The sequence below is a fragment of the Burkholderia sp. Bp9015 genome, from assembly GCF_003853505.1.
Taxonomy (GTDB): Bacteria; Pseudomonadota; Gammaproteobacteria; order Burkholderiales; family Burkholderiaceae; genus Burkholderia.
Genome location: NZ_QTPZ01000042.1, coordinates 16,598 through 32,081, shown reverse-complemented (window position 1 = coordinate 32,081; position 15,484 = coordinate 16,598). Strand labels below are relative to the sequence as shown.

The following is a 15,484-nucleotide window of genomic DNA, read 5'->3' as shown; positions in this document are numbered from 1 at the left end:
ACTTCATTGCTCCGTCGGACGTTTGCACTCTTCGGCTACGCGGCGTGCACCTGCCCTGCCGACGACGTTACGAGCGTCAGCCGGCGCTCGTCAATCGCCGATGCCGCGAGTTCGGCCGGGCTGCGCGATGCATCGCAGACGTCGTCAAGAAATTGCCGACGTAGTTCCATTGCGCGCTTTTGAGAGCAGTGCAGGAATTCACGGATTTCTTTGACGGTAGGCCGCAGGCGCTCTAGCGCGATAGCGTGCGTGATCTTCACGAGGTCCTGGTCGGTCTCGGGAGTTGGCGCGAAGGTAGAGGCTTCGACATTGTCGCGGGTCGGGGCGATGTCGGCTGGGGTCAGCTGATCACCCAAGAGCAATTCCGAGTGGGTGGCGACCGTTGCCGTCTGCCCGGCGAGGCCGGCCAATTCGATCGTCCGGTTCGCATCGGCACGTGCTTCATTCAGGGTGGAGCTGGCCGAACTGGCGAGCGCCAGCATCCAGCCCAGGCAAGCCACGCATTCGAGCAGTCCCCCGAAGGTGATCGCGATGGCGAGGTCGATGGAGTCCCGTGAAATTCCCAGCGCGTCAGCGGCGCGCGCGGAAACCGGATCCAGCCGAGCGCGCTCTACGCGCAGGCGCACCGCTTCGGTTGATGCGCGAACTCGATCGGCCGCATCTTGATTCCGCCGCGCCTCCTCCGCCTCGACGTCGAGTGCAGCCAGTTGAACGGACAAGGATTCGCGCCGGGCCTCCAACAAGCGGCAGGAGGTCGCGCAACGCGTCGCTCGGGCCGCGATAAGGGCTTGCTTGACGCGTGCCTGGTCGGCCGCGACCGCGGCCGGTGTTCGTCCGTGAGGAACCTGCTGTTGAGGTGTCGGGAGTGAGCTTTGCACGGTGGCAGCTCGAACGTCCCCTGCGTGGCCTTGTGCGGTCAGGAAAAAAGTGGCGTGGCCATAACCGGTGCTCAACATGCAAACGGCCCAGACCGTCATCGCGGCGATGCGTACCTTGGGAGGACTCTGACGGATCACTGCGGGGATCAGGTGGGCTCCGAGCAAGAGCACAACGCCGACTGCCGCCCACGCGATTTGTTCGTTGATTCGGCCGCCACGCTCGATGCCGGCGACAACGGTGATCCAGGTTGAGGTGCCGGTGGCCAGCGCCGCAAGCAATAGCCCAAGAATTTTCGACGAACGAGAAATGACCTTAGGCGATGTCGCGCCCGGTGCGATGCTTCGCATTGAATGTGGCCTCTTTGGTTTGGGTTCAGCCCGTTCCCCATCGCCAAATGGGGTGAGCGGGCGCAAGGCAGGGTTGGCGAACCGGAACCAAAGAAACCGGCAGACCCGAAGGTCTCCCCACCAAGGCCCGCCCATAGAAAACCGGCATGCAGAGGCCATCGGCACAAAAAGAGCCGCGGTTGCGGCTTGTGCGCTTTGATTTCTCGGGTCGCCAAACCCGACGCCTGCTGTTTCAGGCGCTTGTTGAGTATATCTGGCCGAACCGCCGTTTACAAATGCCTCCGAAAAACGCAACTAACGGTCAACGCCTTAGTTCGGTACGGGGTAATCGTCCTTTTCGTGCAAAATCTGGCGGTTTCGCTTGAAAGCCTTGTGTAGCAAGGCTTCACGGCAGCTTCCGACTATCGTCGGCAGTTCCGACCTTGATCTGCGGTAAGCTACCTGCCCGCAATTTCCCATTGCGACCGTGACGGGGAGGCACCTGATGCCAAGCCTGGAATTTCGGTATGTGGGGCAGGATCGCTTGCCCGCACGACTGTCGGAGTTCGACGTCGAGCGTTACTTCGCGCTGAGCGACAGCGACGTGGCCGCGATCAACGAGCATTTCCGGCGCGATCGCCGTGCGGGCGTCGCCATCCAACTCGTTTTTCTCCGGGCCAGCGGCCGCACGCTGGATCATGTCGGGACCCTGCCACGGCAACTGTTGCGATATGTCGGCGAGCGCCTCGGTTTGCCGACACCGTCGATCGCGTCGCTGCGCACGCTGTATCAGCGCTATAAAACGCAATACGACCATCAGGTGTGGGCGTGCGAATACCTTGATCTGACGTCGATGGGCACCGACCAGTGGGCCGGACTCGGAGCGTGGATGCGGCAGGATGCCGCCGAATCACTGACGCTCGACGAACTGGTGCAGCATGCGCATCACTGGCTATATGAGCGGCGGCTTTTGATTCCTGCCGAGCGAACGCTACGGCACCTGGGGCGAGCGATCTGGTCGGAAGCAGAACGCGGCCTGCTCGCGATGATCCAGGCGACCGTCAGCAAGGCCCAACTGGTGCAAGCTGATGCGGTCTTATCCACGCAACATGGTACGTCAGGGATGACCGTGCTCGAATGGCTCAAGACGCCCCCGGCACGGCACAGCCCGTCGACCATTACTGAGACTCTGTCGAAGGTCCGCTTCCTGAAGTCGCTCGGCGCACACACGTGGGATCTGAATGCGGTACCGATCGAAAAACAGCGCGCCTATGCGCTGCGCATTCAGGCTCGGCGGCCTGCCAAGGTTCGTGAACTCAAGGCGTCGACACGCACGATCGAGCTGATCTTCTTCATGCACGTTTCGTTGCTGGAGCTGACCGACGCGCTGTTGTATCAAACGGGACGCCGTGTCTCCGATCTCGTTCGACACGCCTACGATCGGACGACGGTCAAACAGGCGCGGTCCGCTGTCGAGTACCGGCAGCAACTGATCTCGATCAAGACGCTCGTCGACGATGCGAGCCGTTCCGCAGAGGAACGGCTCACGGAGATCGGCAAGCTGCTCGAAGATCTGTCAGACAAGCCGCCGACGAGTCACGCTGCCAGCGTCCGCGAAACGCTGACCGATGATCATCATCGCATCCGAAACCTGCTGGTACCGTTACGCGAACTGGATCTGTCCGGCCGGGTCGCCGAGCCGAGCCTACGGCAGCTCGAACTCCTTGGCACGCTGCGCGAGCGCGGCGCGACCGAACTGCCCGTCGACTGCGAGGTACCGGTGAGCGCAAGCTGGCGGGACCTTGTCGAGGGCGAGGATCGCGTACGCGCGATGCGGGCGCTCGAAGCGTCGGCGATCATGGGGTTACGGAAGGGTTTGCGACGCGGATCGGTTTGGATCAGCCATAGTCTTTCGTTCCGCGCTCGTGATCAATTGCTGATCCCGCCGGCGCAGTGGGATCGCGAGCGCGACCGGCATCTCTCATCGCTTGGCCTCCCCCACAAAGCTGAGCCGTTTCTGGTGGGTCTGTCGAGCCTCCTGAAGGCTGGGCTCGCGGCACTCGAGGAGGCGCGGCAGGCTGGGCGTGTCACGGTCGGAACCGACGGTGCATTGCATCTGTCGGCGCTCGAGGCGACGCCTACCGACGGGATCCCGAGACGCACGCGCGACTTGATGTTCAAGGAAATCGGCACCACGCAGTTGGCCGATCTGCTCATCGAGATGGACGTCCATACCGGCTTCAGTGAAACGCTGCTGGCACGACGCGCGCGTGATGCGAACGAACTAGTCTCTTTGTACGCGGCGCTGATTGCACACGGCACGGATCTCGATGCGAAGAGCGTCGTGGCGATGGTCCCGCAACTCGATTTGCCGCCGATTGCGACGGCGATGCGGGCACTCGAGATGCCTGGTCGTCTGTTGCGTGCGAACGAGCGTGTGGTCGAGTTCCAGCGCACACATCCGATTACCGAACTTTGGGGCACGGGGCGACACGCATCCAGCGATTCCATGAGTCTGGACACGTCGCCGCATCTCTTCTATGCCCGGGTCGATCCGCGGCGCCGAACCCACGCGGTCGGTATCTATACGCATGTGCTGGATCAGCATGGCATCGTCTATAACCAGCCGATCGTGCTGAACGAACGGCAGGCGGGTGTAGCGATCGAAGGTGTATTGCGGCATAACGAAAGCCGCGACGACGGTGGACTGCTTCGGCTCTCGGTCGATACGCACGGGTACACGAGCGTCGGGATGGCCGTGTCCAAGCTGCTCGGCTTCGACCTGTGTCCAGGCCTGCGCAATCTAGCCGAGCGTAAGTTGTATCTGCCGCGCGGATTTGCCGTCTCCGAAGGTTTGGCGCCCGTCGCGGCCCACGACGTTTCGCTCAAAGCCATTCGCGACCGCTGGGACGAACTGCTGCGGCTCGTTGCCTCGATCCAATCGGGCCGTGTCAGCGCGGTGATCGCGCTGCAGCGGTTCGGCAGTGCTGCACAGGGCGACCCGGTGCACCGGGCCGCCGATCAACTCGGCAAGTTGCTGCGCACGCTTTTCCTGTGTGATTACTTCAGCAACGCTGCGTTCCGCCGGGAGCTGCATACGCTGCTGAATCGCGGTGAATCGGTACACCAGCTTCAGCGTGCGATCTACACCGGCCGGGTGGCCCCCGAGCGCGGTCGGCGTCGCGATGAAATGGTCGCCATCTCCGGTTCGTTGACGCTGTTGACGAACCTCGTGATTGCCTGGAACACGCAGCACATGCAGGCGACGGTCGACAACTGGCGCCACAAGGGACGGCAAGTCGACGACGAGTGGTTGCGCAAGATGGGTCCAGCTCATTTTGCGCACGTGAACTTCAGGGGTACGTTGAGCTTTCCGATCGACCAATATGGTGATGTCCTATTGGAAGCCCCGCCCTGGCAACGCGAGACGGCGTCATGACGCGCTTCTGAAAGAACCCGGCAGCGCATCGTATCCACCCGGCGAAGACATCCTGGCGAAACCCGAGCCCAGCACGCGTCGCACAACGCGACAGGATGCCGTCGTTGCGAAATGCCGAATACGTCGTCCGACATGTCAGTAGGTTGTCGACGCAACGGCACACGTGGTCGCACCGCGCCATGTCAGGATTCTTGAGGCGCACCGTCGAACACCGCAGCAGCCGAGATCAGGTTCTGCGTCGCAGCACAGACTGTGGGTGTGCTTGGTACCGCATTCAAATGTTGGCTCCCGCAATCGACTCCCGAACGATCAACTCGACGGGCGTTACTTCATGCCACGAAATGCGCGGCGCTGCAGGATTGACGATTTGGTCCACCAGGATGTCCGCAAGGAGTTCGCCGGAATGCCGAATCGCAACCTCTGTCGCCGACAACTGAGGATCAAACGATGAAGCCTGAATGCCCCGAAGCTTGTCGTCGTGGCCGATCACGGAGACATCTCGACCGATCCGGAGTCCACGGTCCTGCGCTGCGCGATACACGCCTTGAGCAAGAAACACCGACCCGCACAGAAACGCCGTAGGAGCGCGATCCGCAGCAAACATTTCACTCGCGATCGCATGCCCCGACTCCTCGGTCATCGAGACATTGAATTGATAAGCCGGATCAGGCGCTAATCCTTGCTCTTCATATGCCCGCAGAAAGCCTCGAAAACGCGCTGCGGCATAGCTGAATTCGGGCAGCCCGTTCAGCATCACGATCCGTCGGTGCCCCAGGCTGAGCAGCAGCGTTGTCGATTTGAAAAAGACAGCTTCATTGTCGATGTCAACAAAGGCGTAATCCGCGCACGTAGACGCGCGGCCATGTACGACGAACGGTATGCCGAGCGACTTTAGCAGTGGTATCCGTAGATCATCCACCCGGGCGCGGGTAATGATGATTCCGTCGATTGAGCGTGCTGCTGCAAGGCGCCGAATGACCGCCTCCTCACCTTCTTCATCGAACGGGGCAAGCACAAGGTCAAAATGCTGACGATTGAGGGATTCCGTGATACCGGCAAGCACGTCGACGAAATTGGTTTGCGCTAACAGCAGACGCTGCAGCGGAAATACCAGCCCCACGGCGTTCGTTCGCCCCGTTGCCAATCGGCGTGCCGCTTCATTGGGGCGATAGCCGAGCGCTTCGGCGGCTTGAGCCACCCGGTGGCGGGTTTTTGCGCTGATCTGGGTATGGCCTGCCAGAGCGCGGCTCACCGTCGCCTGAGAGACCCCGAGGTGGTTCGCGAGTGTCTTGAGGTCGACTCTTCCTTTGGTCATGGGGGCGTGTACTCGGATTGTCAGTGCATATTGTAATCGCTTTAAACAGTGCGAGCGCTTCCAACCAAGCTTCTCGTCACGCGCATGCGAGCTGCGCCCTGCGCTCGAATTGATCGCGGAGACGTTGCTCCAGGGATTTCCCGTAAATCCTTGATTTTCAACCATTACCCCTCGCAAGCCGATATCGAAGCGCGCGATGCGCCGGCTCGACATGTCGCGCCCTAGAGGAAAGCGCTTTAAATTCACCGTCCGGCGTCTCGCGAAGACCACGTTCTCCAGAAGGGAAAACCCCTATATTCCGGCGGCAAAGTCAGCATTGACAGCCGATCCTCACGGGAACAGTATACGCAAGCGCTTTAAATTTAAAGCGCGATGAAGGCCTGCTAGTGCCCCAGCAGTAGAGCATCAATTGGGGCTCGAGCATGTGCGCCCGTCATATTAGTACTACCAATTGAATCGACCGCGGAATGAGCTGCCGTCTGCACCCGCCAACGGAACCGGTCGAGCTAATCACATTCGGAGACACCGAGATGTACTTACTCAAATCGACTGCGGCAATGGCGACCGCGCTTGCTGCACTGCCTTTGTATGCGCAAAGCAGCGTGACGCTATACGGCGTTGTGGATACAGGCATCGTCTACCAGAGCAGCCAGAGTACGCTCGGCGCAACCTCGGGCGGCCATTCCGCGCTTAAGTTTGCATCGGGAATCTGGAACGGCAATCGCTTCGGTCTGCTGGGTTCCGAAGACCTGGGCGGCGGCACCAAGGTCATTTTCAAGCTCGAATCCGGCTTCAACCTCAATACCGGCGGCCAGCAATACACAAACGCGCTGTTCGGGCGGCAGTCATACGTGGGTGTCACGAACCCACATTTCGGTACGCTGACCGCTGGACGGCAGTACACGTCGTACTACTCGATGCTTTCCCCCTATAGCCCGACCACATGGCTGACTGGCTATTTCGGCGCGCACCCCGGCGATCTGGACTCACTCGATACGAACTACCGCGCAAACAATTCGCTGGTCTACACCTCACCGAAGCTCAACGGATTCACTTTCAGCGGATCCTATTCCGTCGGCGGCGTCCCCGGCAGCCTCAACAGCGGCTCGACATGGAGCGTCGGCGCCCAGTATCAGGTTGGGCCGATGGGGATTGCTGCGGCCGTACAGCGGGTCAACAATTCGATCCCCGGCGGGGGCGCATGGGGCTCAGACTCGACCACGACGTCGGGCGGCCAGGTCGGTGTTTCGTCGGTGACGAACGGTTATCAAACCGCTGCGGCGCAGCAACGCATTGCCGTCACCGCGGGCTACGCGTTTTCGCCGCGATGGGACGTTTCCGCGTCGTACTCCAATGTGCAATACATTCCCGGCATTCGCTCCAGCTTCACCAACACGGCGACGTTCAATACAGCAGGTGCGGTTCTCCATTTCAAGCCGGCTGTCGCGTGGGATCTCGCCGCCGGCTACAGCTTCACCCGCGCCACAAAGGCAAACGGCATAGCTCACGCGGCGCAATATCAGCAGTTCAGCCTCGGCGAGTATTACAGTCTGTCGAAGCGCACCGCTGTTTACGCACTTCAAGCCTTCCAAGCCGCGAACGGACAAACACTCGGTACAGCGGGTGTTGGCCACATCATCGATGCAACAGCGACCGTCGGTGATGGCACCCAAAGTACACCCTCGTCCGGTCGTCGCGTCTTCGCGGCCGGTGTGGGCATCGTCCACCGTTTCTGATTGTGGAGAGTGGCAGACATGAACTCATCCAATTCTTCCTCCCGGCACACGGGATCGATCGAGACGGCACAAATCGCACCACTGCCCGGCAATGGGGTGAGCGCCCACGGGCTACAGGCAAAGAGAGGTGGTGCCTATGCATGGTTCGTTCTCGCACTCCTATCGGTCGTATCGTTCCTCAATTACGCCGATCGAACTGTCGTAACGGCAATCATGCCGACCCTGCAACACACGTTCAATCTCACCGATCTTCAGCTCGGCTGGCTCAATGTCGCGTTCAAGATGTTGTACGGTGTCGGCTGCATATCGACCGGCTATCTCGCGGATCGGCTCGGACGCGGCTACACGATCCTGTTCGGGCTCGTGTTCTGGAGCATTTGTATTCTCGTCAGTCCGATGCAAGCCTCGTTCATCGGTTTTCTGACGATGCGGGCGTTGACCGGTTTCGGAGAAGGGTCATATTTTCCGTCCGGAACGGCGCTGATCAGCGGAATCCACAATGACCGGTCACGATCCACAGCCCTGTCGATTCACCAGGCCGCAACGTTCATCGGCGGACTTGTCGGCGCGGTGTCAGTAGCCTACCTCGCCGAACATTATTCATGGCACCTCGCGTTCTATGGCTACGGCACGTTCGGCATCGTCTGGGCTGTCGTCCTGTTCTTTGCCATCCAGCGTTACATGCAAAACGGCAAGGCGACGCCAGCGCGCACCGCAGCGCACGGTGCAACTCCCGTGAATACCTACCGTGTCGTCCTCGGAGTCCCATCGGCGCTTATGCTGATCGTTGTGTTCTTCTGTGGAAACTTCGTGGCCGATGCACTGTGGACATGGGCCCCCACCTACTTCTATCGCCAATTCAACACATCGTTGACCGTCTCTGCGTTCTTCGGGAGCATCCAGAACGTCTCGGCGCTCGCGGCCGTGCTCGTCGGAGGGGTGATGGGCGACTTGATATCGCGCCGATTCGTGCAAGGTCGCTTCATTGTCCTCGGTGCAAGCCTCCTCATCGCGACCGGTTTCGTACTCGGAGCGGGGCTATCGAGCAATGTCACGGTCGCTGTGTTGTGCCTCGTCGGCGCAGGATTCTTCAAAGGCGCGTACGACGCGAACATCTATGCCGCTTTGCACGATGTCATTCCATCGTACGCACGAGCCACGGCGACCGGCATGATGCTCGCGATTGGCGTCGTCGGCGCGAGTGTGTCGTCGATCACATTCGGCGCGCTCGCAAAGCCATTCGGCCTCGGCAACTGTTTCGCAATTTTCTCGAGCCTGTTCTTCGTCGGGGGCCTTCTGATCTTGACGCGACTCGGTGCGATCCGACGAGACGTGGAACAGGTGCGCAGCATCGCGTCCTGACTCGTCTGACGTAATTGGGCTCCAGTTCGATATCGAGAGTTCGTAGCGGGGTGACAAATGCCACCGTCGCCCCAATTTCTTCATCGTGTAGAGCGAGCTGCGGGCCGCAGCTCGTATGAGGCAACATCATGAATATTCAAGACGCTAGCCGTTTTCCCGCGCCGGTCTATACCGAGACGGTGCTTTCGCCGCTATTCGAAGGCGCCAAACAGCATCATCGGAACTTTCAACTTGTCGATCGCGCGCATCTGGTCATGCTGACGGAAACAGGTGTCGTTGAACGCGAGACGGCATCGTCGATCGGACGTGCGCTGCAGCAAATTGAACGCGAGCTCGATATCGATGCGCTGAAATATACCGGAGAAGTCGAAGACTTCTTCTTCCTGATTGAGGGGGAGCTGAAAAAGCGGCTCGGTGTCGATATCGCAGGCCGCCTGCATACCGCTCGTTCGCGCAACGACATGGATCACACGCTGTTCAAGCTCGCGATGAAACCCCGTATCGACGAGCTGCTGGCCAAAGCACGATTGCTCGCGCGATCTTTGCTCGAGACCGCACAGCGAGAAAAGGCGACCTTGATCGTCGCCTATACGCATGGTCAACCAGCACAACCAACGACGTTCGGTCACTACCTGGGAGCCGCAATCGAGGTGTTGCTGCGTGATATCGAACGTCTGCAGGGAGCTCGCGAATTGGTTGACCTGTGCCCGATGGGGGCTGCTGCGATTACGACCACCGGTTTTCCGATCGATCGGCATCGCGTAGCAGAGCTACTCGGCTTCTCAGCTCCCCTCAGAAACTCCTATAGCTGCATCGCGGCCGCCGACTATGTGACATCGACTTACTCAGCGATCGAACTGATGATGCTTCATCTCGGCCGACTGGTGCAAGACTTCCAGTTCTGGTCGAGTTTCGAAGTCGGTCAGCTCTATGTACCGAACGCGTTCGTACAGATCAGCTCGATCATGCCGCAGAAGCGCAACCCCGTACCGATCGAGCACCTGCGCCTGCTGGCATCACACGCGATGTCGCGTTCTCACGCGATGCTGACTGTCATGCACAACACGCCGTTTACAGACATGAACGACAGCGAAGGCGAGACCCACACTCAAGGTCATTCAGCGTTTGACCTGGCCGGACGCGTCCTCGATCTGCTGGCAGGCTTCGTGAGAGTATTGACCGTGAACGAGAGCAAGGTTCGCGCGAATATTGGAAGAAGTTGCATTACCGTGACAGAGCTGGCCGATTCGCTCGTGCGTGCCGAAGGGCTATCGTTCAGACAGGCTCACGAGATCGCCGCTCATACAGCAAAGGCTGTTGTATCCATTGAAAGCAGCCTACCCGAGCGCGGCTACTCATTCTTTCGCGCTGCATTTTGCGAGACTTGCGGTCGCGCGCCACGAATCGACGAATCGGCGTTCCGGGAAATCGTGTCACCGGAGCATTTCGTCTCGGTTCGCGATCGTTTTGGCGGTCCGGCGCCGGCCCCACTCGATGCGGCCTTCATCGCGTACGCAGACAGGCTGACCGAATTTGACGACATCGCCACGGCAACGGCCGACCGAGAGCGCCATGCCGTAGCGAAACTGCGATCCTCCTTCGCAACGCTCGTCGAGGGCTGACACCAGTCCACCATTTTCGTACGCCCCGCATGTTTCGATATTCAACCAGTTCTGCTGCTACCTACGGTCAGTAGCAGAAAACCGCGGCATGCCAGATCAACACTAACGATCTGGAAAGCGAACTATTTGCGCGCCGGATGTAAATCCGGCTCGGATACCTCTATCGCCACTTCTGGCACGCTCCTGTTATGCAAGACTGCTTTCCTCGCGCCTTCACGTTCATTCTCTACGGTGGCACCGGCGATCTCGCCATGCGAAAGATCTTGCCGGCACTCTATCAAGCACACCGAGACGACAAGCTCGCGAAGACGGGGCGGATCGTCGCGGTAGCGCGACCGGAGCTGACCAGCAAGGAGTATGCGGCGTGGGTGGATGAACACGTCCAGTTGCATGCGCAAGTGACGCGCGATGATGAAGCATCCTGGTCGATGTTCCTCGCGCGTTTATCCTACGTCAGCATCGATCTCGCGAGCGAGCGCGATTTTGGGAAGTTGGGTGCCGCACTGAATCACGAGGACATGAAGGACGCCGTCCGCGTGCATTACCTCGCTACGGCTCCCTCGCTGTTTGTCTCAATTTGTCACGGCCTGGCAGCAAACGGACTGAATGTACGGGCGCGAATCGTATTGGAAAAGCCGCTCGGCCATGACCTTGCTTCTTCTCGAGCCATCAACGACACGGTCGGCGAAGTCTTCGGCGAGGACCAGATTTTCCGAATTGACCATTACCTCGGGAAGGAATCGGTTCAGAACTTGTTGGCTCTTCGCTTTGCCAACGCGCTGTTCGAGCCGCTATGGCGCCGGGAATGGATCGACAACATTCAGATCACCATCGCGGAAAATCTCGGCGTCGAAGCACGCGGCTCGTTCTACGATCAGACCGGAGCGCTGCGGGATATGGTCCAGAATCATCTTCTTCAGCTACTTGCCATTACCGCAATGGAACCGCCGAGGAATATGACCTCGGATGCTATTCGCGACGAAAAATTGCGAGTCCTCCGTGCGTTGAGGCCCCTCGACATACACGACCTGCGGAAGCAAGTGGTGTTTGGTCAATATCAGTCCGGTTTTTCAAAAGGTCAGTCTGTCCCCGCATATTCGAACGAGCCAGGTGTGGCGGAGGACACCCTGACTGAAACCTATGTCGCGCTCAAGGCAACGATTGAAAATTGGCGGTGGGCCGGTGTCCCGTTCTACCTCCGGACGGGAAAGCGCATGCCTGAGCGGGTCACGGAGATCGTCGTCAACTTCAAACCAGTTCCGCTTTCCGTTCTAGGCCCATCCGCACTGTCGTCCGGCGCAAACCAACTGGTGATTCGCCTGCAGCCCAATGAATCGATTCGGCTTTACTGTCTCGCCAAGCAGCCAGGCGACGGCATGCGTTTGCAACGTGTATCGCTTGACCTCGCGTTTGACAGGGTATTTACCGGGCGAAGTATGGACGCATATGAAAGGCTGCTACTTGATGTCATTGAGGGACGTCTCTCGCTCTTCGTGCGGCGGGACGAACAGGAGCAAGCGTGGCAATGGGTCCAACCGCTTCTTGCAACGCTTGGAAGCGGTCAACGCCCACGGCCATATGCGGCGGGCACATGGGGGCCGGCGGCCGCAAGTTCGTTGCTCGCTTCAGCTGGGACCTGCTGGCGAGACGAAGAGAACTGACACTGATCAGTTTAAAAGGTGTGCAGCTATAGCATGAGAGTCAATATGATCGACCGAAAGTCACCGCACGAAATGAGCATCCACGAGGCACATACCTTCGACCTACCACGATTGCTTGCGGACATCGGTGGAACCAATGCGCGTTTCGCGATCGAAACGCGACCGGCACGCTTCAGCGACGTTCGCGTGTATCCCTGCGACGATTTTCCCGGGATTAATGACGCCATCGTTGCGTATCTGACGGATGTGGGCGTCGAACGTGTTCGACATGCGGCTGTAGCGATTGCGAACCCGGTAGACGGTGATTGGATCGCCATGACCAACCACGGCTGGCAATTTTCGATCGATGCCACGAAACGAGCAATGGCTTTCGATAACCTGTGTGTCGTCAATGACTTCACCGCGCTGGCGATGGCATTGCCATTACTGCGCAAATCTCAGTTTCGCCAGGTTGGGGATGGCACGGCCCATTCTGTCGGCCCCATCGGTCTTATCGGGGCCGGCACCGGACTGGGTGTCTCAGGGCTGATACCAGCAAATGGACAATGGACCCCGCTCGCGGGTGAGGGCGGGCACGCGACCTTTGCGCCGGCGGACGAACGCGACGTTGCTGTCCTTCAGCATGCATGGACGGTCTGGCCTCACGTATCGTTTGAGCGCCTCGTGTCTGGCCCGGGCATCGAAGTGATCTATCAAGCGCTCAACACCCATATCCGTGGCGACAAAAAGGGATTGTCCACCGCTGAAATCGTTGAGCGTGCGCTGAACGGCGACCCGCTGTGCATCGACGTGCTTGATTGCTTTTGCGGCATGCTCGGCACGGCCGCCGGCAACCTTGCTCTGACGCTCGGTGCTTCAGGCGGGATTTACATTGGAGGAGGCGTTGTGCCTCGTTTGGGTGAATATTTCGATCGTTCGACATTCCGGCATCGATTTGAAGGAAAAGGACGCTTCACGACGTATCTGCGAGGCATTCCGACGTTTGTCATCACCGAGAGGTATCCAGCCTTCTTGGGTGTGTCCGCCATTCTGGAATCCTACCTCAGGGGCGGTGCGCACGTTCATGATGCAAGCTGAGCAACGGCGTCGAGATCCACTGGTGGCAATCTGACTACCCACTTCAATAGGGCCGATTGGCTTCTCGGCAAATGTCGATCACGGAGTCTATTGAGGTGAGTGGCGGACAGATAAACAGCATTATCTGTCCATATCTGTTTTTGATCTAAACTGGCAATCATGAAAACGCGTCAGACCGAACCCACCACCTTCCCCGACGACGCCGAACTGGCAGCGCTGCGCGCTTGGTACGCCGGGCTCGACGCTCGAGCGGCGTCGCGCGCTATCTGGGCGACCGTAAGGTGCCCGGGGCATCCGCGCGCGGCGTGCTCGGCCGCATCCGGCGGACCCTGATCGTATACGCGACAAGCCGCCACCGGGACGATCTTGCGGAGGTATTCGGTGGGCGGTCAGCCGCGCCGGGCGACACTGTCACGCGCGCGATCGAGACGTTGCGCAGCCTGCCTGCACCGGCGCCGCACATCGCCGACGCGATCGATCAATGGTTGCCCGCGCGCGTGGTGGTCGCGCTGCAGACGCACGGCATCCGGACGCTCGCCGATCTGACTGTGCGGATTCCACGTCGGCGCCGCTGGTGGACGGCGATCGACGGGCTCGGCGTCGCCGGCGCGCGCCGCGTGGAGGAGTTCTTCGCCGCCCACCCGGCGCTGACCGAGCGGGCACGAGCCTTGATTGTCGCGTCGCCCGCCGGCGATGTCGTGCCGTGGGAGCAGTTGCGCGTCCCGCACGAAGTCGACGGCTCGCAGGGACAGTTCCGCGCACCGCGGGCCGCCTGCCTGCTGAATGCGTCCAACGACTACGAGGCGATTCAGTCCTGGCTGTCGTTGCACGAGTCGGCGGCGACGCAGCGCGCCTATCGCAAGGAGGCGGAGCGCCTGATTCTGTGGGCGATCGTCGAGCGCGGCCGCGCGTTGTCGTCGCTCACCACCGACGACGCGATCGCGTATCGCGCATTCCTGCGACGCCCCACGCCGCGCGAGCGCTGGGTCGGGCCGTCGCGGCCGCGGCACAGTGTCGAGTGGCGGCCGTTCATCGGCCCGCTGTCTGCACGATCCGCAGCCTACGCGCTGAACGTCCTGTCGGCGCTGTTCCGCTGGCTGATCGAGCAGCGCTACATACTCGCGAATCCGTTCGCCGGCGTGAAGGTCAAGAACCATGCGCCACGCGCTGGATTAGACGTGTCGCGCGGTTTCTCCGAGGGCGAGTGGCTACTGATCCGCACGCTGGCCGACGGCCTCGAATGGTCCTACGGTTGGAGCGTGCCGGCCGCTCAGCGCCTGCGCTTCCTGCTGGACTTCGGGTACGCAACCGGCCTACGCGCGAGCGAGCTAGTCGGCGCGACGCTCGCCGACATCCGCCGGGACGAACACGGCGATCACTGGCTGCATGTGCTCGGCAAGGGCGGCAAGCGCGGGAAGGTGACGTTGCCGGCACTGGCGCGGACGGCGCTCGACCAGTATCTCGTGCAGCGAGGCCTGTCGGTTACGCCTGCGCGCTGGAATCCGGCGACGCCGCTCGTCGCGAGTCTTGAAGAGGATAGCGCCCGCATCGAAAGCACGCGGCTCTGGCGTGTGCTGCGGCGATTCTTCGTGCTGGCGGCCGACGCGATTCAGGATGAGCGGCCCGCGACGGCGGAGAAGTTGCGTCGCGCGAGCCCGCATTGGATGCGGCACACGCACGCGTCACACGCGCTGGCGCGAGGCGCCGAGCTGATCATGGTGCGCGATAACCTGAGGCACGCATCGATCTCGACGACGTCGACCTATCTGCATAGCGATGAAGTGCAGCGGGCTTGGCAGTTTGATCAGGCGTTTGCTGCGCGGAAGTGAGCGGCAGGCCACGGAGCGTCAAGCTAAAGCGCCAGATTCTGCACCCGAAGGACGCAATTCCACGAAATCGACGACTTTATAAGCACATGATTTTTCGATGAATTCTTGGCGAAACCGCCAGATTTTGCACGAAAAGGACGATTACCCCGGTACTAACTCACTCCCCTCTCTACACGCCCCGTCAGCCACCAGAACGTGGGCGGCTTCGACGACTGGCCCACAAGACACGCCAGTAACC

Annotated in this window: 7 protein-coding genes and 2 pseudogenes; 7 read left to right on the top strand and 2 right to left on the bottom strand. The window is 60.4% G+C overall.

Annotation, left to right across the window (positions count from 1 at the left end):
• Nucleotides 1-35: 35 nt before the first annotated feature.
• Nucleotides 36-1,226 (bottom strand): twin-arginine translocation pathway signal protein, encoded by a 1,191-nt coding sequence (locus tag DIE12_RS32065; RefSeq protein WP_124551461.1) that lies wholly within the window; start codon nt 1,224-1,226, stop codon nt 36-38.
• Nucleotides 1,227-1,710: 484 nt separating this feature from the next.
• On the opposite strand from DIE12_RS32065, the gene DIE12_RS32060 reads away from it, so the two are divergent.
• Nucleotides 1,711-4,644: a Tn3 family transposase gene (locus DIE12_RS32060; RefSeq protein ID WP_124551460.1), complete on the top strand. Its 2,934-nt coding sequence runs from the start codon at nt 1,711-1,713 to the stop codon at nt 4,642-4,644.
• 274 nt (nt 4,645-4,918) lie between these two features.
• On the opposite strand, the gene DIE12_RS32055 is transcribed toward DIE12_RS32060, so the two are convergent.
• Nucleotides 4,919-6,229, bottom strand: a complete 1,311-nt coding sequence (locus tag DIE12_RS32055) for a substrate-binding domain-containing protein (RefSeq protein ID WP_124551459.1) — start codon at nt 6,227-6,229, stop codon at nt 4,919-4,921.
• Between the two features lie 260 nt (nt 6,230-6,489).
• On the opposite strand from DIE12_RS32055, the gene DIE12_RS32050 reads away from it, so the two are divergent.
• From DIE12_RS32050 to DIE12_RS32025, 6 genes and pseudogenes are all read left to right on the top strand, one after another.
• Complete coding sequence (locus DIE12_RS32050) at nt 6,490-7,695, top strand: porin (RefSeq protein ID WP_124551458.1); 1,206 nt, start codon at nt 6,490-6,492, stop codon at nt 7,693-7,695.
• An 18-nt stretch (nt 7,696-7,713) separates the two neighbouring features.
• Nucleotides 7,714-9,057, top strand: a complete 1,344-nt coding sequence (locus DIE12_RS32045; RefSeq protein WP_124551457.1) for an MFS transporter — start codon at nt 7,714-7,716, stop codon at nt 9,055-9,057.
• Nucleotides 9,058-9,185: 128 nt separating this feature from the next.
• Nucleotides 9,186-10,679 carry an argininosuccinate lyase gene (argH, locus tag DIE12_RS32040; RefSeq protein ID WP_124551456.1) on the top strand — a complete coding sequence of 498 codons (1,494 nt, stop codon included), beginning with the start codon at nt 9,186-9,188 and terminating at the stop codon, nt 10,677-10,679.
• A 188-nt stretch (nt 10,680-10,867) separates the two neighbouring features.
• The gene (zwf, locus tag DIE12_RS32035) at nt 10,868-12,340 is read left to right on the top strand and encodes a glucose-6-phosphate dehydrogenase (RefSeq protein WP_124551455.1); all 1,473 of its coding nucleotides are present in this window, start codon (nt 10,868-10,870) and stop codon (nt 12,338-12,340) included.
• Between the two features lie 72 nt (nt 12,341-12,412).
• A pseudogene (locus DIE12_RS32030) lies at nt 12,413-13,396 on the top strand (glucokinase); the annotation flags it as partial.
• 180 nt (nt 13,397-13,576) lie between these two features.
• A pseudogene (locus tag DIE12_RS32025) lies at nt 13,577-15,246 on the top strand (phage integrase family protein).
• The last annotated feature ends 238 nt before the right edge of the window (nt 15,247-15,484 follow it).